The sequence below is a fragment of the Streptomyces sp. NPDC033178 genome, from assembly GCF_055577685.1.
In genome coordinates this window covers 69,776-88,128 of sequence record NZ_JBVIPT010000012.1, presented here as the reverse complement: position 1 = coordinate 88,128, position 18,353 = coordinate 69,776, and the positions used below count along the sequence as shown (strand labels likewise).

General features: G+C 69.9%; 13 protein-coding genes. 6 read left to right on the top strand and 7 right to left on the bottom strand.

Annotated elements, in window-relative coordinates; all coding sequences use genetic code 11:
* Positions 1-30: 30 nt before the first annotated feature.
* The 6 genes from ACZ5VQ_RS28030 to ACZ5VQ_RS28005 form a co-directional block, all read right to left on the bottom strand.
* The gene (locus tag ACZ5VQ_RS28030) at positions 31-1,083 is read right to left on the bottom strand and encodes a hypothetical protein (RefSeq protein ID WP_469107305.1); all 1,053 of its coding nucleotides are present in this window, start codon (positions 1,081-1,083) and stop codon (positions 31-33) included.
* Positions 1,071-1,730, bottom strand: coding sequence for a hypothetical protein (locus ACZ5VQ_RS28025; RefSeq protein WP_469107304.1), 660 nt, complete (start codon positions 1,728-1,730; stop codon positions 1,071-1,073). The genes ACZ5VQ_RS28030 and ACZ5VQ_RS28025 overlap by 13 nt, the downstream gene beginning before the upstream one ends.
* A gap of 255 nt (positions 1,731-1,985) precedes the next feature.
* A complete protein-coding gene (locus ACZ5VQ_RS28020; RefSeq protein WP_469107303.1) occupies positions 1,986-3,395 on the bottom strand; it encodes an acyltransferase family protein in 1,410 nt (469 codons plus the stop codon).
* 176 nt (positions 3,396-3,571) lie between these two features.
* Positions 3,572-5,767 carry a glycosyltransferase gene (locus tag ACZ5VQ_RS28015; protein WP_469107302.1) on the bottom strand — a complete coding sequence of 732 codons (2,196 nt, stop codon included), beginning with the start codon at positions 5,765-5,767 and terminating at the stop codon, positions 3,572-3,574.
* Positions 5,767-6,876, bottom strand: a complete 1,110-nt coding sequence (locus ACZ5VQ_RS28010) for a hypothetical protein (RefSeq protein WP_469107301.1) — start codon at positions 6,874-6,876, stop codon at positions 5,767-5,769. Before ACZ5VQ_RS28010 ends, ACZ5VQ_RS28015 begins: the two co-directional genes overlap by 1 nt.
* A gap of 475 nt (positions 6,877-7,351) precedes the next feature.
* Positions 7,352-8,323, bottom strand: a complete 972-nt coding sequence (locus ACZ5VQ_RS28005; protein WP_469107300.1) for a LysR family transcriptional regulator — start codon at positions 8,321-8,323, stop codon at positions 7,352-7,354.
* A gap of 83 nt (positions 8,324-8,406) precedes the next feature.
* On the opposite strand from ACZ5VQ_RS28005, the gene ACZ5VQ_RS28000 reads away from it, so the two are divergent.
* The 6 genes from ACZ5VQ_RS28000 to ACZ5VQ_RS27975 all read left to right on the top strand — a co-directional run bounded on the left by ACZ5VQ_RS28000 (position 8,407) and on the right by ACZ5VQ_RS27975 (position 16,536).
* On the top strand, positions 8,407-9,783 hold the full coding sequence (locus ACZ5VQ_RS28000; protein ID WP_469107299.1) for an MFS transporter: 1,377 nt from the start codon (positions 8,407-8,409) through the stop codon (positions 9,781-9,783).
* A gap of 278 nt (positions 9,784-10,061) precedes the next feature.
* Positions 10,062-11,360, top strand: coding sequence for an ABC transporter substrate-binding protein (locus ACZ5VQ_RS27995; RefSeq protein WP_469107298.1), 1,299 nt, complete (start codon positions 10,062-10,064; stop codon positions 11,358-11,360).
* Positions 11,357-12,358 (top strand): carbohydrate ABC transporter permease, encoded by a 1,002-nt coding sequence (locus ACZ5VQ_RS27990; protein WP_469107297.1) that lies wholly within the window; start codon positions 11,357-11,359, stop codon positions 12,356-12,358. The genes ACZ5VQ_RS27995 and ACZ5VQ_RS27990 overlap by 4 nt, the downstream gene beginning before the upstream one ends.
* Complete coding sequence (locus ACZ5VQ_RS27985) at positions 12,355-13,176, top strand: carbohydrate ABC transporter permease (protein ID WP_360774352.1); 822 nt, start codon at positions 12,355-12,357, stop codon at positions 13,174-13,176. The genes ACZ5VQ_RS27990 and ACZ5VQ_RS27985 overlap by 4 nt, the downstream gene beginning before the upstream one ends.
* Before the next feature lie 34 nt (positions 13,177-13,210).
* Complete coding sequence (gene yicI, locus ACZ5VQ_RS27980; RefSeq protein WP_469107296.1) at positions 13,211-15,526, top strand: alpha-xylosidase; 2,316 nt, start codon at positions 13,211-13,213, stop codon at positions 15,524-15,526.
* 2 nt (positions 15,527-15,528) lie between these two features.
* Positions 15,529-16,536: a LacI family DNA-binding transcriptional regulator gene (locus ACZ5VQ_RS27975; protein WP_469107295.1), complete on the top strand. Its 1,008-nt coding sequence runs from the start codon at positions 15,529-15,531 to the stop codon at positions 16,534-16,536.
* A 149-nt stretch (positions 16,537-16,685) separates the two neighbouring features.
* On the opposite strand, the gene dacB is transcribed toward ACZ5VQ_RS27975, so the two are convergent.
* Positions 16,686-18,311 carry a D-alanyl-D-alanine carboxypeptidase/D-alanyl-D-alanine endopeptidase gene (gene dacB, locus ACZ5VQ_RS27970; RefSeq protein WP_469107294.1) on the bottom strand — a complete coding sequence of 542 codons (1,626 nt, stop codon included), beginning with the start codon at positions 18,309-18,311 and terminating at the stop codon, positions 16,686-16,688.
* Between the last annotated feature and the right edge of the window lie 42 nt (positions 18,312-18,353).

Sequence of the window (18,353 nt, the reverse complement as noted above, 5' to 3'; positions counted from 1 at the left end):
ACACAGCCGACGATTCCGCAGGGCACTGGCTCAGCGGTTGACAGCCTGAACCTCCTGGACGATGACGTCTTGGTCGGCGCCGAACTCACCGTCCGGCAGGGCTTGTTCGCCATTTACACCCGTGCCCGTCCAGTGGATCTTCCAGGTCACCGTGGCCTGGAGCTTGTACGAGTCGTCGCCCGAGGAGCGGAGGTATCTCACGCCGCACGGTGGGGTCTCGTCGGACTTGCCCTTGGCGTAGGCCTCGCCGATACGGCCGTTGTTGATCTGGCACTCGCCGGAAGCGGGGTAGGTCTCCGCGTCCGCGGTGCCCGGCTCGATCTTGAGCGAGACCGGTTCGGCGGTCGTGGTCGCCTGGATGCCGATCGCGGGTACGGACGCGGTGACCGAGACCGGCTTGAAGTCGGCACCGTCCAGCCAGGCCCAGGTTGGCAGGTTCACCTTGGTCGTGCCTTCGGGGGCCAGGGTCACCTCGGTGCCGGGGACCCGGATCTCGGCGTACGCGAGTTGGGCGAGTATTTCCGGAGTGACGGCGTTCTCGATGTCGGCCGGCGGAGGATCTCCCTGGTCCACCCAGAAAGGCGGCTCCTCGCACTTGTCCCAGCCCGGCGGATAGCTCTCGTCGACGAACGAGTCCCAGAAGTAGCCCTTGCCGGTCTTGTCCTTGTTGAAGTCCTTGTACGGGTCGCCGTTGACGTATCGGTTGCGCTGCTCGCTGTCCCACCCACTGCCGGTCGATCCGGCTTCCCAAATCGGCTCCATCTGAGCCTGGAGCTGGGCGGGGGTGTACTTCGGGGCGTACCAGCAGGCGGGCGGGGTCCAGTTCGTGGCGGGGCGCACGGCCCCGACGGAACCACCGCTGCCGTTCTTGGAACGGTCGTAGACGATGCCGCCGGCGGCGGAGGAGATGGTGTCGCCGTTGACTTTCCCCGATGGGCCTGTCTCTTTTCCGGAGCCACCACCGATTCCGCCTTTACCGGGAGGATTCTGGGTGGCAACAGCGGAGGGAACGGTGGCCAAACAGGCTGATCCGGCCACCATCGCGATCGCGGCAAGACGAAGAAGTCGGGTCACGGTTGGCACCTGTCAGCCCCCTGGGTGGACGAGATCTTCACGAGTTCCCAGACTCCCTGCTTGTTCTTCTGGAGTTGCACCCCGTAGGCGGTGTAACTGTCCTTGGTGACTTTGGTTCCCTTGAGCTCCTTGGTCTTGATCACCTTGCTGAAGCCCTTGCTCTCGTCACCGCAGTAGCTGAGCGAAGCGCTGTTCTTGGAGTTGACCGTGACCTGTCGGTCGAAGTAGCGCACGGTTCCGGTGACCGTCCAACCTGCGTCCTTGAATGCCCCCACCCAGTCCTGGGCCGCCACCGCACCTTCGCCCTCCGTGTAGTACTCCAGGGCGGGCAGTCGTGGGTTCTGGGCGACGATCGCGGCGTTGAGTGCACGGATGAACTCCGCGTTGTCCTTCAGGACCGCGGTCTGAACAGCGTCACTGGCCTGTTCCGGCGTGAAAGTGAGCGTGATGTCCGACGGCAACTCAATCTTCGGGCGGCCGGCTACAGCTGGCGCACTCGCACTCGGCGAAGCCGACTTCTCCGTGCCTGTGTCGGCGCCCGCGATCTTGTCGTTGTCCTTGTCCTTGGAACTGTCGTCACTGCCGCAGGCGGACAGCGACAGGGCCGCGGCGGCGGTCAGCGCGATCGCTGCGAGCAGTGTGGGGCGGCGGTTCACGGACGGCTCCCGGTGGGGCGAGGGGGACATGAGCCCAGCCACGCTACCGAGGGGGTAACAGACGACACCAGAGCGAATTGCATCAACCGCGTCACGAACTGGGCGTCAAAGTTCGTATTTCGGCGCAAAGAGCGACCGAATGAGCAGCGAGACGACTACGCCAAGTGGCGGGCCAAGTCCCCGACTTGGCCCGCGCAAACAACCGGAAGCGGCAGACACCTCGACGTCGAAGTCCCGTGCCTTCTGCCGCGTCTTCTACCGCGCCCCAGCCCTATGTCCCCGCGAGCCGGCGACCGGCTTCTTCTTCGAGCCCGTCGGCCACAGCTGTGGTCGGCGTTTGGCCGCCAGGTCCTCCGCCCAGCCGAAGGAGAAGACGCAGGCTCCGATGAGGACCCAGGTGAGGGCGAGGACGGGCCAGGGGCTTTCCAGGAGCCAGGGCACGTTCTGCCACAGCACGTCGAAGTTCCACAGGCGGTCCCACTGCGTCGCGGCGATGAGGATGCAGGTGTTGTGCCAGAGGTAGATCGTCACGGCACGGGAGTTGAGCAGGGTGATCGGCTTGTCCCAGCGGCGCAGCCTGCGTGGCCATTCGGACCAGGACGGGCTGAAGTGCAGCAGGAGCATCACGGTGCCGCAGGACCAGAGGGCCTGGGCCAGCGGGATGCTGTCCAGGTCGTGCCCCTCGGTGAAGTTGTGGTTCGTGGCGTACCAGAGGCCCAGCAGGGCGATGGCCGGGGCGACGGAGGGGACCACGTAGCGCGGGAGGCGCTGGAGGATTCCCTCCTGGTGCGCCATGCCGAGGATCCAGCAGGCTCCGAACGTGCTGAAGTCCGTGAGCGCGGACGGGATCCGCTCGCCGGGGAGCGACAGCCACTCGAGCTGGAACGCCGCCGACAGGGCGATCGGCGCCGCGATCGTCGCCAGCGGCAGCGCGCGCAGGGCGCGGAGCAGGAACGGCGACAGCAGTACGTACCAGAGGTACGCGCGGACGTACCAGAGTGGGCCCGCGAGTTCCGCGGCCCAGTCGTCGCCGATGAAGCCGTGGATTCCGGGCAGCCCCTCGGCGTACGGCGGATCGCTGATCGGGAGGATCCAGAAGGTGAGGTGGAGCAGCCACCAGCCCGGGTGGCCGTCCTCGTCCGGGCCCCAGCCCTGGAGGACCATGCCGGTGACACCGATCGCGCCGAGCAGCCAGATCGGGGGGATGAGGCGACGGATGCGGCTGCGGATCACCTGCGGGGCCGGGCGCTTCAGCGAGCGGGCCATCAGGTTGCCGGCCAGCGCGAACATCACGCCCATGGACGGGAACACCAGCGGCAGCCAGGCCCAGCCCGTGAGGTGGTAGAGGACCACTCGGAAGAGGGCGAGCGCGCGGAGCAGGTCGAAGTAGCGGTCCCGGACGGGGCCGGAACGCTTGACGGAGTCCGGAGCAGCGTCCGAAGCGGAGTTCGCCCCCGGGCCCGACCCCGAGTCCGACCCCGAGCCCGACCTCAAGTCCGACCCCGAGTCCGACGCGGCGGCCGAAGTCGCGCCCGGTTCCGAACCCCAGCCCGGCACCGCACCCGCACCCGAACCCGGTCCCGGCCTCGTCGCCGTCGGGCTTCCGTCCGGGTAACCCGGTGCCGTGGCGGGGCCGGGGAGTGTCCCGTCGTACGAGTCCTGCATCGAGGTGTCCTGTCCGGCCCATGTGCCTGTGCCGGTACCGATTCCGGTACCTGTGCCTGTACCCGTACCGACTCCGGTACCTGTCCCTGCTCCTGCGTCCGTGCCCGGCCACGGAGTCCCGGGAGTGCCGGGAGTGCCGGGTGGCCCCGGCCACGGAGTCCCGGGGGGCGGCGTGCTCATCCGACCGGCCTCCGGTCCATCTCCGGTTGCTGCGCGGCGCCGCCGCCCGGGCCCGCGGCGCCGGGAAGCCCGACCGCGCCCGTGCGCCGGAGCTTCTGCCAGCGCAGCCGGCCGCCGGTGAGGGCGGTGATCCAGGACTGGAGCAGCACGACGTACATGAGCTGGCGGTACAGGATCTGTTGGAGTGGGAGGGAGAGGAGGTGGGTCATGCGTTCCTTGTCGAGGCGGAACGCGTACGCCGCGCAGATCGCCTGGACCGCAAGGACGCCGAACCAGGCGAGGATCGTCTGCTCGGTGGGGCCGAAGACGAGTCCGTAGAGGAGGAACACGTCGATCAGCGGGGCCAGGAGCGGGGCCAGGATCATGAAGAGGGACACCAGGGGCATGCCGACCCGGCCGAAGCGGCCCGACGGGCCCCGTTCGATGACCGCCCTGCGGTGCTTCCAGATCGCCTGCATCGTGCCGTACGACCAGCGGTAGCGCTGGGACCACAACTGCTGGACGGACTCGGGGGCCTCGGTCCACGCGCGGGCGTTCTCCGCGTACACGACCCGCCAGCCATCGCGGTGCATCGCGATGGTGATGTCGGTGTCCTCGGCGAGCGTGTCGTCGCTCATGCCGCCGACGCGCTTGAGCGCGGAGCGACGGAAGGCACCGACCGCGCCCGGGATGGTCGGCATGCAGTTGAGCATGTCGTACATCCGGCGGTCGAGGTTGAAGCCCATCACGTACTCGATGTGCTGCCAGGCGCCGATCAGCGAGTCGCGGTTGCCGACCTTCGCGTTGCCCGCGACGGCGCCGACGCTCGGGTCGCCGAAGGGCTGGACCAGCTCGCGGACGGTGGCCGGTTCGAAGACGGTGTCGCCGTCCATCATCACGATGAGGTCGTAACGGGCGTTCGCCACGCCCCTGTTGAGGGCGGCGGGCTTGCCCGCGTTGAGCTGGCGCACGACGCGTACGTTCGGCAGGCGCAGGTTCTCGACGATGCGCGCGGTGCCGTCGCTCGACCCGTCGTCGATGACGATCACCTCGATGGGGTGATCGCTCGCCACGAGCGAGTGGACCGTCTGCTCGATGCACTTCGCCTCGTTGTAGGCGGGCACCAGGACGGAGACCGGTTCGGTGATCGGCCGCCCCCAGCTGAAGCCGCGGCGGCGGACCTTGCGCGCGTGCAGGACGGAGAGCAGCAGCATCAGCCCGAAACGGGCGAGGACGAGGGCACCGATGACGGCGAGGCCGACGACCAGCACGGAGGTCGTGTTCTCGGAGGCCTGGACCGCCACGACCCACGCCTTGCCCTTCCACAGGTCGAGTCCGGTGACCTGGGTGTGCGCGCTGGGCACCTTCAGGGCTGCGGTGAGCGTGTCGAAGCGGTAGCCGTCGTCCTGGAGTCCGGTGATGAACCGGTCGAGCGCGCCCACGGTCTGCGAGCGGTCGCCGCCGGAGTCGTGCATCAGCACGATGGCGCCCTTGCCGCCCTTGGGAGTGGCGTTGCTGATGATCTTCTCGACGCCCGGCCTGCGCCAGTCCTCGCTGTCGGTGTTGTTGACGATCGTGATGTAGCCGCGGCTGCCGATGTACTCGGTCACCGGCCAGGACTTGTTGTCCATCTGGCCCGCGAACGACGAGTACGGCGGCCGGAAGAGAGAGGTCCGGATGCCGGCCGCGCCCGCCAGCGCGAGCTGGTTCTGGGACAGCTCCCAGTCGATCCGGCTCTTGGACTGGAGCGAGAGGTCGGGGTGGTTGAAGGTGTGCAGACCGATCTCGTGGCCCTCGTCGACCATGCGCTGGACGAGGTCCGGGTAGCGCGAGGCCATGGTGCCGGTGATGAAGAAGACGGCGTGCGCGTCGTGCCTCCTGAGCACGTCGAGCACCTTGGGCGTCCACTCGGGATCCGGGCCGTCGTCGAAGGTCAGGACCAGCTTGCGGTCCGGGATGTGCACACTGTCCTCGCGGCCGTTCCGGGTGTCGATCACCGGGCCGCCCTCCAGGATCTCCTTGGGGACCCGGTCGGACGCGGCCGGCGACTGGACGCGGTGGTCGGCGAGGATCTCGCTGTGGACGAAGCCGCGCAGCATCAGCATCGCCATCAGGGCGACGAGGATGAGCGAGGGCAGTAGATAACGCATGGGCAGGCGTCGACGCCGGACGGCGCCCCGCTCTGCACCGCGGCGGCTGGTGCGGGGTGCCATCAGAGGGTGTTCTCCGGGGACTGTGCGGTTGGGGCGGCGCTCGGGTCCGGCGACACGACCGGCCCGGGCGTGAGCGGGTCACCGGCGACCGTGTCGGTGTCGGCCGGCGGATCCGAGGGGTCACTGCTGACGCTGACGCTCGGCTCGGGGTCGGGCGAGACCGGGGGTGTGTTCGACGGCGCGGTGTTCGTCGGCTTCGGCGTGGTGGGCTTCGTGTTGGTCGCCGACGGCTTCGGGTCGGCGCTCTTCCCGGTGCCCGTGGGGCTGGCCGACGGGCCCGTCGAGGTGCCGGCGCCCGGTGCGTTGCTCACCGTGCCACCCGCCGACGGCGTCACGCCGGGCGAGGGGACCACCGAGCCGGACGGGTCCGCGGAGTCGGCGGGCAGCGGCGGGATCTCGACCTTTCCGGCCGGCTTGTCGTCCTGCTCCTGGCCCAGTTCCGGGAGCCAGGGCGCGCTGGAGTTGCCCGACAGGAGCGTGGCGAGGATGACCACCGCGTAGACCGCGCAGGCCATGCCGACGGCCATGCCGATCCTGCGGTACCTGCGGCTGCGGCGGCCCGTCTCGTCGACGAAGACCGGTCCGTCCGAGGCCTCCTTGGTGCTGGGGGCACCCTTGGCCTGCTGGACGAGCCAGTCCTCCAACTGCCGTCCCACACCGTCGAGCTGGACCGTGACCTCGTGCGGGTCATGGGTGTGCTCGGGGTGCTCGGACTCCTGCCAGGAGTCCTGGGCGGCCTCGGAGTCGCCGTCGTCCCAGACGGCGCCGGTGGCTCCGGCGGAGCCGGTGGACACGACAGGACCGAGGGCCCCACCGGACCGGCCGTGCTCCGGCCGGCTCACGCCCGGATCACTGTCTCTCTGTTCCCCACCCTGGTCGAACTCCCCGCCCTGCCCGAACTCGCCGCGCTCGCCGCGGTCCCCGTACTTCCGGTCTTCGCCGTCGCTCCACGGGCCGTCACCGCGCAGGTCGTCACCGCGCAGGTCGTCACCGCGCGGGCCGTCACCGCGCAGATCGTCACCGCGCCGGTCGTCGCTCAGCACGTCGTTGTTCCGCCCGTCGTCGTTCGGCTCGTAGTCGATCGGCTCGTCGTCTCTCTGTCGCGGCACCGACGGCGCCGCGGCACGGCGGAATCGCACGTCGGTGTCACGTCGGTCGGTGTCACGCCGGTCGGAATCCCGCCGGCCGGAATCACCACGGTCGAAGTCCCCACGGCCGGAGGCTCTGCCGCCGAACTCATCCTCATCGCCGTCGGAGTCGCCGCGAAACGACTGATCGGTCTCCCGAGGGGCCGCCTGACCGGCCTCACCACGGAACGACAGAGCGTCCTTACGACGGGCCGACTGATCGGCTCCACCCTCACCCGGATGATCGGAATCGCTCCGACCCGGTTGGGCGTCTTCCCGCCAACTTTCCACGCGCACGCACATCCCCCCACGGGACTGGTTCACAGGGGTGCATGTACGACCCGGGCACTCGTACTCGTCGTCCGGACCGGACCCCCATCCGGCCCGAGCGCCCCCTTTATCACACTGCACCCGGCCCATGAATGTAGCGCACGTAAGCAACAGTGAGGGTTCTGTGTCAGGCCCGGCTCATCATGATGAGTGCATCTGTGGCCGGAATCCAACCCTCCGATGGACGCTCCAGCCACCCTTCCGCCCCCGCAAGCCGCGCCGCCGCAGTGCGCAACGCCTCCACTCCACGATGCATCAGTCCCTTCCGCCACACCAGCGACACCGGTGACAGCGGCACGGGGTCGACCAGGGGCCGGAGGACGGATTTGGGCATGGCCGGAAAATCCATCACGGCCAGAACGGGGTTTCGTTTCTTGGCCATGATCCTTTGGAACTCCTCGGTACCGACGGCGAGCGGTGCCGGCGCCGCGACCTCGATCCCGCGTCCCTCGAAAAGCTGACGGGCGAGGTCGGTCCACTCCAGCGTCCGGGGATTCCCGGCTCCGGCGTACACCTGTTCGCCCGCCAGCGCGTCGAGTGGTATGGCATCCAATCCGGCCAACCGGTGGTCCTCCGGCAGCACGACGGCCATGGGCTCGTACCGCACGGGCTGCTGTTCCAGGCGGGCGCGGACCGCCGGGTCCAGGCCCGCGAACCGCCCGAAGGACGCGTCGAGCCGTCCCGCGAGGAGTTCGGCGGCGGCGCCGGTGAGGCCACTCTCGAAGCGGGTCATCAGCTCACAGTCGGGGGCGAGTTCACGGGCCAGGGCCAGCACGCGTCCGGAGGCCAGGCCGGGGCTGTTCACGTCCACGAGCAGGGGCCGCTCGGCGTCCGGCCGCCCGAAGGCGGAGAGCAGCTCGTCCTGTGCCTCCAGCGCCCGCCGCGCGTAGGGCAGCAGCCGCTCGCCGTCGAGGGTGAGCGTCACCTGCCGGGTGGTGCGTACGAAGAGGGTGGCGCCCAACTCCCGCTCCAGCCGCCGGATGTCACGGCTGAGGGCCTGCTGGGCGACGTACAGCCGGGCGGCCGCGCGGGTGAAGTGCAGGTCCTCGGCGACGGCGAGGAAGGCACGCAGCAGGCGGGGGTCGAGGTGGGCGGGCATCCGGCGAACCTACATCGCGGGTGCGTCAATCGGTACGGAGTAAGTGTTGGACCCCCGCCGACGGCCCGGGCGAACGTTGATCCATGCCGCGACCACCCCGACCACCCCTGCAGCAGCCCCCTCGGCCGTACCCCCGACCCCGCCTCCGCCCCCGCCCCGACGCACGTACGACCGTCCCCGCCGTCACCGCCGACAGCCTGGTGGTGGCCGATTTCGGACCGCGGCGGCGGGCCTCCCGCCCGGAAGGGCCTCGGCGCGAACCCAATCCGTACCGCCGCCTCTTCACCATCCCCGGCACCCGGGCCTTCACCCTCGGGAATCTGATCGCGCGGCTCCCGATGGGCATGTTCAGCGTGAGCGCGGTGATCATGATCGCGGGGGCGCGGGGCTCGTACGCGCTCGCCGGTGCCGTCACGGCGACCGGGCTGGCGGCGACGGCGGTCGTATCGCCCTGGACTGCACGGCTGGTCGACCGGCACGGCCAGGCGCGGATCGCCGTGCCCGCGACGGCGGTCGCCGCGCTCGGCTCGCTCGCGCTGGTGCTCTGCGTCCGGTACGGGGCGCCCGACTGGACCCTGTTCGCCGCGTACGCCGCCACGGCCACCACTCCCAACACCGGGGGTATGTCCCGGGCGCGCTGGGCGCACCTCCTGAAGGGCGATCCGGTACGCCTCCACACCGCGAACTCCTTCGAGCAGGCCGCGGACGAGCTGTGTTTCATGCTCGGGCCGGTACTGGCCGCGTTCCTGTGCGGGGCGCTGTTCCCGGAGGCCGGCACCCTCGTCGGGGTCGTCCTGCTGCTGACCGGCGTGCTCACCTTCGCCGCCCAGCGCTCGACGGAACCGCCCGCCCGGGGCCGTACGGCCACAGCCACCCGGTCGCCGGTCCGGGCGCCCGGGATGCCGCCGCTGCTGGCCGGATTCCTCGCCACCGGTGCGGTGTTCGGCTCGATGGAGGTGGTGACGATCGCGTTCGCCGACGCGCAGGGGCACCGGGCGGCGGCCGGGATCGTCCTCGGGCTCCAGGCGGCCGGATCTTGCGCTGCCGGGCTCCTCTACGGGGCCCTGAAGCCGACGGGCCCGGCCGAGCGGCGCCACCCGTGGAGCCTCGCCGCGATGGCCCTCCTGATCTGGCTGCCGCTGCTGGCCGCCTCCCTCACGGGTTCTCTCGTCGTGCTCGCCGGGGCGCTGCTCGTGGCGGGGATGGCGACCGCCCCCGCGATGGTCACGGGCATGACCCTGGTCCAGCACCGCACTCCCGAGGGCCGCCTGAACGAGGGGATGACCCTGGCGGTGACGGGACTGCTGGGCGGGATCGCCTGCGGGGCGGCGGCCGGCGGATGGGCCGTGGAGCACGTGTCGGCGACCGCCGGCTACGGAGTACCCGTCGCAGCGGCGGCGGCCGCCCTCCTGATCTCCGTCACGGCGACGGCGGGCCGCCCGGCCCCGGCCCACGCCTAGGCCCAGGGCCACACCCAGACCCAGTCCCAGTCCCAGGCCTCGCCCCAAGCCCAAGCCCAGGCCGGGGCCGGGCCGGGGCCCGACGACGAGGACACCCCGTCCGCCCGTCGCCCGTCCGACCCGCCGAACACCCGCCCCAATTCGCGCGCACCCCATTGACGCACTCACAGCCCCCACATACCTTCCCCCGTCGAAGCGCTTCGACGTCGCGCATCGAAACGATTCGATGAACGCTGCGTGATGTCCCGATACCCATCCGACTCCCCTGGAGGCACTGGATGTTGACGGCACGAAGGCGTGTAACGGCCGTGGCCGCGGCGGTGGTGAGCACCACCCTGCTGCTGGCCTCCTGCGGCGGCGACTCGGGCGGCGAGTCCTCCGACGGGAAGACGTTGAAGCTGTGGCACTACGAGGCGCCCAACAGCGCGATGGGTGTGGCCTGGAAGGAGGCCATCAAGGAGTTCGAGAAGACCCACCCGGGCGTCGAGGTGAAGTTCGAGGAGAAGGGCTTCGAGCAGATCCAGAAGACGGCCCCGATGGTCCTCAACTCCAATGACGCGCCCGACCTCATGGAGTACAACAAGGGCAACGCGACGGCCGGGCACCTCTCCCAACAGGGGCTGCTGACCGACCTGTCCGCGGAGGCGGCCAAGCGCGGCTGGGACAAGAAGCTCAGCGCCGGCGTGCGGACCACCAGCCAGTACGACGCCAAGGGCGTGATGGGTTCCGGGAAGTGGTACGGGATCCCCAACTACGCCGAGTACACGATGGTGTTCTACAACAAGGACCTCTTCAAGAAGTACGGGATCGCCGAGCCGAAGACGTTCGACGAACTGACCTCCGCCATGGACAGGTTCGTCGACGAGGGCATCACCCCGCTCGCCAACGCGGGCGCCGAGTACGTGGCCCAGCAGTACCTCTACCAGCTGGCCCTGTCGAAGGCCGACCGCGCCTGGGTGGACTCGTACGAGCTCTACAAGGGCGAGCCCGACTTCCACGACGCCGCCTGGACGTACGGCGCCGAGACCTTCGCGGACTGGGTGAAGAAGGGCTACATCAGCGAGAAGTCCACCGGCACGAAGGCGGAGGACGCCGGGGTCTCCTTCATCCAGGGCAAGAGCCCGATCCTGTTCTCCGGCAGCTGGTGGTACGGCCGCTTCGTCGCGGAGAGCAAGGTCGACTGGGGCACCTTCCTGTGGCCGGAGTCGAACATGACCCTCGGCTCCGGCGGCAACCTCTGGGTGGTCCCCAAGGGCGCCAGGAACAAGGACCTGGCGTACGACTTCATCGACATCACCATGTCGAAGAAGATCCAGAACCTGCTCGGCAACAACGGCGGAGTCCCGGTGGCCGCCGACCCCGCCGCCATCACGGACCCGCGCTCCAAGGCGCTGATCGCCAACTTCAACACCCTCGCCGAGCGGGACGGTCTGGCCTTCTACCCCGACTGGCCGGTCGCCGGCTTCTACGACGTGCTCGTCTCCGAGACCCAGAAGCTGATCACGGGGAGCGCGAAGCCGGACGCCTACCTGGACGCGGTGGAATCGGCGTACGACAAGGGCGTACAGGCCCCATGACGGTCACCGTCGAACGGGGCGGCCGGGGCAGTCGGCGCGGCCCGGGCAGTCGGGGCGGTGATGTCGTCGAAGCGCATCACCGCGCGAAGAAGCCGCGCCGCCCCCGCGACTCGTACGCGCTGTTCCTGCTGCCCGGAGTGCTCGCCTTCTTCGCGATCATCGTCGTGCCGTTCCTGATGAACACGGGCGTGAGCTTCACCGAATGGCAGGGCGTGGGTACGCCGAAGTGGACCGGGCTCGCCAACTACCGGGAGCTGATGGACGACTCGGAGTTCTGGGCGTCCTTCCGGCACAGCCTGTTCATGGTCGTGGCGATGGCGGCCGTGCCGACCGTCGTCGGACTCGTCCTGGCCGCCGCCCTCTTCGACTTCGTCGGCAAGCACTTCGGCAGCAGGACGGTCGCCGTGCTGCGGGCCTGCTTCTATCTGCCGCAGGTACTGCCGATCGCTGTCGCGGGCATCGTGTGGAGCTGGATCCTCGCGCCGGACAACGGCTCGCTGAACGAGCTTCTGAAGGCCATCGGACTCGGCGGCTTCCAGCAGGACTGGCTCGGCGACCCCGACCTCGCCCTCTACACCGTCATGGGCGTGATGGTCTGGGTGCAGATCGGCTTCCCGCTCGTCGTCTTCATGGCGGGCCTGCAACGCGTGGACCCGCAGCTGTACGAGGCCGCCGAGCTGGACGGGGCGGGCTGGTGGCGGCGGTTCTGGCACATCACGCTGCCGCAGATCAGGCCCGAGATCTACGTCGTGCTCCTCTGGTGCACGATCGCCGCGCTCAAGGTGTTCGGGGCGGTGTACGTCCTCACGAAGGGCGGGCCCGGCGGGGCGACGAACGTGCCCTCCTACTTCTCCTTCACCACGTTCTTCGAGAAGACGCAGGTCGGTTACGGGGCCGCGATCTCCACCGTCCTGACCGTGATCATCCTCGTCCTCGCCCTCGTGGGGCTGAAGCTCCAGACCCGCGCCGAGGATGCCGAGGAAGGGCTCCGAGTATGACCGCCGCCCGCCGCTATCCCGTGCTCGTCGCCCTGTTCATCGGGGCCCTCTTCATGGTCCTGCCCTTCCTGATCGTCGCCGTCAACGCGGTGAAGTCGCCCGCCGAGTACTCGTCGAACGGCCCGCTGAGCCTTCCCGAGGGCGTCTACCTCGACGGTCTGAAGGACTTCTGGGAGCGCGTCGACTTCGGGCAGAAGCTGGTCAACTCGGTGCTCATCAGCGGGTCGGTGGCCCTGGGTGCCGTCGTCCTGTCGGTCCTCAACGCCTACGCGATCGGCATCGGCCGGATCAGGGGCCGCACCTGGGTGCTCGCTTTCTTCGTGCTGGCGAACATGCTGCCGCAGGAGGCGCTGGTCTACCCGGTCTACTACCTGAGCAAGGAAGCGGGCCTGTACGACACCAGGCTGAGCGTGATCATCGTCTTCGTCGTGATCCAGGCCGCCTTCGGGACGTATCTCCTCGCCTCGGTCCTCGGGCAGTTCCCGCGCGAGATCATCGAGGCCGCCCGGATCGACGGGGCGAACAAGTGGCAGGTGCTGTGGCGGATCGTGGTGCCGGTCAGCCGCCCCACCATCGGCGTACTCCTCGTCTTCTTCTTCATCTGGACCTGGAACGAGTTCCTGCTCCCCCTGGTCATGCTGATCTCCAACGACAACCAGACCGTGTCGGTGGCGCTCGGCGTCCTCCAGGGCCAGCGCCTGATGGACGCCACGATGACGAACGCGGCCGCGCTCCTGGGGGTCCTGCCCGCCCTCGTCTTCTTCCTCGTCTTCCAGCGGACGCTCACCCGCGGCATCGCCGTGGGCGCGGTCAAGTGACCGCCCTGAGCGCGGCCAACTAAGGGGTGTGCGTGTGAAGTTCACCGACGGCTACTGGATGCTGCGCGAGGGCGTGAGCGCCGCCCATCCGGTCGAGGTCCTCGATGTGACCGCCGGGCAGGGCGCGTTGGCGATCCACGCGCCGACCCAGCCCATCCGCCACCGCGGCGACCTGCTGAAGGGACCGGTCGTGACGATCAGCGCACACGCGCCGATGCCGGACGTCATCGGCGTCACGTTCACGCACTTCGAGGGCGAGGAGCCGCGCGGGCCCCGATTCGAGCTGGGGAAGGAGGACTTCACGGCTCACGCCGAGTACGACGAGGAGTCCGCGACCCTCACCGCGGGAGCCCTGTCCGTGCGGGTGAGCCGCACCGGACCCTGGCACGTCGACTTCCTCGCGGACGGCCGCACCCTGACCACCAGCGGCGCCAAGGGCATGGGCATCATGCGGGACGCGGGCACGGGCGGCCACTATCTGCGCGAGCAGCTCAACCTCGGTGTGGGCACCCAGGTCTACGGACTCGGCGAGCGCTTCGGGCCGCTGGTCAAGAACGGCCAGGTCGTCGACATGTGGAACGCCGACGGGGGCACGGCCACGGAACAGGCGTACAAGAACGTGCCGTTCTATCTGACGGACGCGGGCTACGGAGTGTTCGTCGATCATCCCGGCCGGGTGTCGTTCGAGGTCGGCTCGGAGGCGGTGTCCCGGGTGCAGTTCAGCGCCGAGACACAGCAGTTGACGTACTACGTGATCTACGGCCCGAGCCCGAAGGACATCCTCCGCAAGTACACGGCCCTCACCGGGCGTCCGGCGCTGCCGCCCGCCTGGTCGTTCGGGCTGTGGCTTTCGACGTCCTTCACCACGTCGTACGACGAGACGACCGTGACCTCCTTCATCGACGGCATGAAGGAGCGTGAACTCCCGCTCTCTGTCTTCCACTTCGACTGTTTCTGGATGCGGGAGTTCAACTGGTGCGACTTCGAGTGGGACCCCCGGGTCTTCCCGGACCCTGAGGGGATGCTGGCCCGGCTGAAGGAGCGCGGGCTGCACATCAGCGTCTGGATCAACCCGTACATCGCGCAGCGCTCCCCGCTGTTCGCGGAGGGCAAGGCACTCGGGCACCTGCTGAAGCGGCCGGACGGCAGCGTCTGGCAGTGGGACCTGTGGCAACCGGGCATGGCACTGGTCGACTTCACTAGTCCCGCCGCCCGCGACTGGTACGCGTCGAAGCTGGAGGCGCTGCTCGCGCAGGGCGTCGACTGCTTCAAGACCGACTTCGGGGAGCGGGTCCCGCTCGACGTGGCGTACGCGGACGGCGGCGACCCCGAGCGGATGCACAACTACTACACCTACCTCTACAACCGGACCGTCTTCGACGTGCTGCGCAAGCACCGGGGCGAGGCGGAGGCCGTCGTCTTCGCGCGCTCGGCGACCGCCGGCAGCCAGAAGTTCCCCGTGCACTGGGGCGGCGACTGCGAGGCGACCTACGAGTCGATGGCCGAGTCGCTGCGCGGCGGCCTGTCGCTCGGCCTCTCCGGGTTCGGCTACTGGAGCCACGACATCGGCGGCTTCGAGGGCACCCCGACACCGGCCCTGTTCAAACGGTGGCTCGCCTTCGGCCTGCTCTCCTCCCACAGCCGCCTGCACGGCAGTTCCTCCTACCGGGTCCCCTGGCTCTTCGACGAGGAGGCAGTGGACGTCCTGCGCCTGTTCACCCGGCTGAAGCTGCGCCTCATGCCGTATCTGTACGAGGCCGCCCGCACCGCGCACACCGAGGGCGTGCCGATGATGCGCGCGATGCTCCTGGAGTTCCCGGACGACCCCGGGTGCGCACACCTGGAACGGCAGTACATGCTCGGCCCGGACCTGCTGGTCGCGCCGGTGTTCTCCGACGACGGCGAGGTGTCGTACTACGTGCCCGAGGGCACCTGGACCCACTTCCTGACCGGCCGGCCGGTGACCGGGCCCCGCTGGGTGCGCGAGAAGCACGGCTTCTCCAGCGTGCCGCTCCTCGTCAGGCCGGGCGCGGTGATCCCGGTGGGAGCCGTCGACGACCGGCCGGACTATCCGCACGCGGACGGAGTGACCCTGCACGTGTACGGGCTCGATCGCGGCGCGCAGGTCACGGTGCCCGTGGACGGCGTGACCTTCACCGTCGTACGCGAAGGTGACACACTGCGGGCCTCGTCGAGCGATCCGTCGGCGCCCTGGGCACTGGCGGCCGGGGAACGGGTGGCGCGGGCGAAGGCCGGGACCGGGTTCCTCTCCCTCGAACTGGGCCCCGAGTCGGACCCGAAGTCGGACCCCGAGTCCCTTGAGCCGGGACCCGAGCAGGAGCGGGGCTGAGCATGGTGAAGATCACCGACGTGGCACGGCACGCCGGGGTGTCCCCCAGCACCGTCTCGTACGCGCTGAGCGGCAAGCGCCCGATCTCCGAGGAGACCCGGCAGCGCATCGAGGACAGCATCCGCGAGCTGGGCTACCGGCCGCACGCGGGCGCCCGGGCCCTCGCGAGCAGCCGGTCGAACGTGCTCGCGCTGGTGGTGCCGTTACGCACCGGCATCCATGTGCCGGTGGTGATGCAGTTCGCGGTGTCCGTGGTGACGGCCGCGCGCCGGCACGACCACGATGTGCTGCTGCTCACGCAGGAGGAGGGCGAGGACGGGCTGCGCCGGGTCGCGGACACCGCCCTCGTGGACGCGCTGATCGTGATGGACATCCAACTCCACGACCGGCGCCTGCCGTTGTTGCGCGCCCTGGACCGCCCGTCGGTGCTCATCGGGTTCCCGGCCGAGCCCGCCGGGCTGACCTGCATCGACCTGGACTTCAGGGCGGCGGGCGAGCTGTGCGTCGAGCATCTCGCGGGCCTCGGACACCGGGTGATCGGCCTGGTGGGCTCGCCGCCCGAGGTGTACGTACGGGAGACGGGGTTCGCCCAGCGGGTGGTCCAGGGCTTCACGGCCGCGGCCGACCGAAACGGCCTGTCGTCCTCGGTGCACCCGTGCGAGGCGGCGCCCGCGGCGGCCCGGCAGGTCGCGGAGCAACTCCTGCGGGAGCGGCCCGCGTTGACGGGGGTCGTGGTGCACAACGAGCCGGTTCTTGAGCCGCTGATCGACGCGTTCGAGGCCCTCGGCCTGCGGGTCCCGGGGGATCTGTCGGTCACGGCGATCTGCCCGGACGAGGTGGCCGAGCAGACCCGCGTCCCCGTCACCTCGATCGCCATACCGACCGCCGAGGTGGGCACGGGAGCGGTGGAACTGCTGATGAGGAAGCTCGGTGGCGCCACGGCCGTACCGGAGGCCACGCTGCTGTCGCCCCGGCTGACGGTACGGGCGAGCACGATGCCACGGCCCTGACCGGACCTGACCAGCCCGGACGCGGGACCTGACCGGACCGGACCCCGGGTCCGGACCTGACCGGACCGGACCGGACCGGACCCTGGACCGTACAGGGCTCTGTCCGGTCCAGGGCGTCGAGGAGACGCCCTGGACCGCAGCTCACTCGCTCAGCACTCGACCAGCTTGCGCCACGAGCACTCCAGGTCCCCGTTGCGCTCGGCCGCCCGCGCGCTGCCCGGTTTCACCAGTACGGCCGCGTCCGCCGTGGACCGCGCCAGCGTCACCACGATCGCGTCCTCCAGGGGCTTCACGGAGGAGGCGAGGTAGTTGTTGAGCACGATGCTGTAGACGAGTTCACGTCCGTCCGCGCCCGTCACGTACCCGGAGAGCGCGGACGCCCCGGTCAACGAGCCTGTCTTGGCACGGGCGTTGAGCGCCGCGGGCGTCCCGCACATCCTGGTCCGCAGGGTGCCGCCCACGAACCGGTCGGGGCCGCAGGCGACCGGCAAGGACTTGTACCAGTCGGCGTACCAGGGCTCGGCCCGCACCGCGAGCAGCAGCTTGGCGAACTGGCCGGCGGTGAAGTTGTTCATCCGGGAGAGCCCCGAACCGTCGACCTGCCGCAGCTTGCCCGTGTCGACGCCGACGCCCTTCGCGTAACCGCTGACGGCGGCGAGCCCGGCGCTCCAGCTCCCCTCCCCCGAGACCTTCCGGCCCATGGCCTTGGTGAGGATCTCGGCGTGCATGTTGTTCGACAGCTTCATGAAGGGGATCAGCAGGTCCTTCAACGGCATCGAGGCGTGCGAGGCGAGCTGCCGTGCCCCCGCGGGCGTGGCGCGCCCGAGCCGCGTCGGCCCGGTCACCTTCACCCCGTGCGCGGCGAGCGCGTCCCGGAAGACGGCGGCCGCGTACCCGGTGGGCTCCCACACGCTCACCCACTCCGTGGCGCCGGAGCCGCCCGCGGGTGTCGTACCGCTGACCACGATGGTGTTGGTGCCGTGCTCCCGCTCGACGGTGAGGTCGTTCGAGCCGCCCGCGGCGACGGTCGTGGCCCGGACGTCCAGGTCGACGTAGTCCGTCTTCGGCGTGACGGTGACGGTCGGCTCGTCCCCTGCCGCCGCGCCCGGCGCGACCTCCACGATCACGGTCCCGGTGTCGTAGTCGGTGTCGGGCGCGACGCTCAGCGCGCTGATCTGCGCCGAGTAGTACGCGGACTCGTCGTCGGCGGCCCAGGACCGGCCGAGCCGGGCGCTGTCGAAGCGGGTGTCGTCGGCGAGGAGCCGTCCGTCGACACGGGTGACGCCCGACCCGGCGAGGTCGGCGGCCAGTTTGTCGTAGTCCTTGGCGAGCGCGGTCGGGTCACCGCTGCCGCGCAGATACAGATCGCCGCGCAGGACTGAGCCCTGCCGCCTGCCGTTCGTCAGGACGTCCGTCGTGAACCTGTGGTCGGGGCCGAGGATCTCCATCGCCGCGGCCGAGGTGGGCAGTTTGGTGTTGGAGGCGGGCATCAGCCGCTCGGTCGGCCGGTGCTGGTAGAGCACCTCGCCGCTCGCGGCATCGGCGACCACGACGCTCGCCGCCCCGCCCTCCATCCTGCTGTCCCCGAGGATGGTGTCGATGGCCTCCGGCAGTCCGCTCCGGTCGGCGTTTGCCCCGGCCGGCGAACCCGAACCGAGCGCGGCCGCCGCGAGCCCGATCACGACGGGCCAGATCCACCGTTTCCCACGGGAGTTGACGCGCTCCCCAGAACTCTTCGCGGTTCTACTCACGGGTCTGCTCACGGGTCTACTCATGCCACAGGAGCATCCCGGACGACGCGCCTCGTGGACAGTGGG

Excerpts from the sequence above, each read along its gene's own strand:
- ACZ5VQ_RS28000 (WP_469107299.1), top strand. The coding sequence starts at position 8,407 with ATGCCGCGACCACCCCGACCACCCCTGCAGCAGCCCCCTCGGCCGTAC.
- ACZ5VQ_RS27990 (WP_469107297.1), top strand. The coding sequence starts at position 11,357 with ATGACGGTCACCGTCGAACGGGGCGGCCGGGGCAGTCGGCGCGGCCCG.
- ACZ5VQ_RS28020 (WP_469107303.1), bottom strand. The coding sequence starts at position 3,395 with ATGCAGGACTCGTACGACGGGACACTCCCCGGCCCCGCCACGGCACCG.
- ACZ5VQ_RS28005 (WP_469107300.1), bottom strand. The coding sequence starts at position 8,323 with ATGCCCGCCCACCTCGACCCCCGCCTGCTGCGTGCCTTCCTCGCCGTC.
- dacB (WP_469107294.1), bottom strand. The coding sequence starts at position 18,311 with ATGAGTAGACCCGTGAGCAGACCCGTGAGTAGAACCGCGAAGAGTTCT.
- ACZ5VQ_RS27985 (WP_360774352.1), top strand. The coding sequence starts at position 12,355 with ATGACCGCCGCCCGCCGCTATCCCGTGCTCGTCGCCCTGTTCATCGGG.
- ACZ5VQ_RS27995 (WP_469107298.1), top strand. The coding sequence starts at position 10,062 with ATGTTGACGGCACGAAGGCGTGTAACGGCCGTGGCCGCGGCGGTGGTG.
- ACZ5VQ_RS28015 (WP_469107302.1), bottom strand. The coding sequence starts at position 5,767 with ATGGCACCCCGCACCAGCCGCCGCGGTGCAGAGCGGGGCGCCGTCCGG.
- ACZ5VQ_RS27975 (WP_469107295.1), top strand. The coding sequence starts at position 15,529 with ATGGTGAAGATCACCGACGTGGCACGGCACGCCGGGGTGTCCCCCAGC.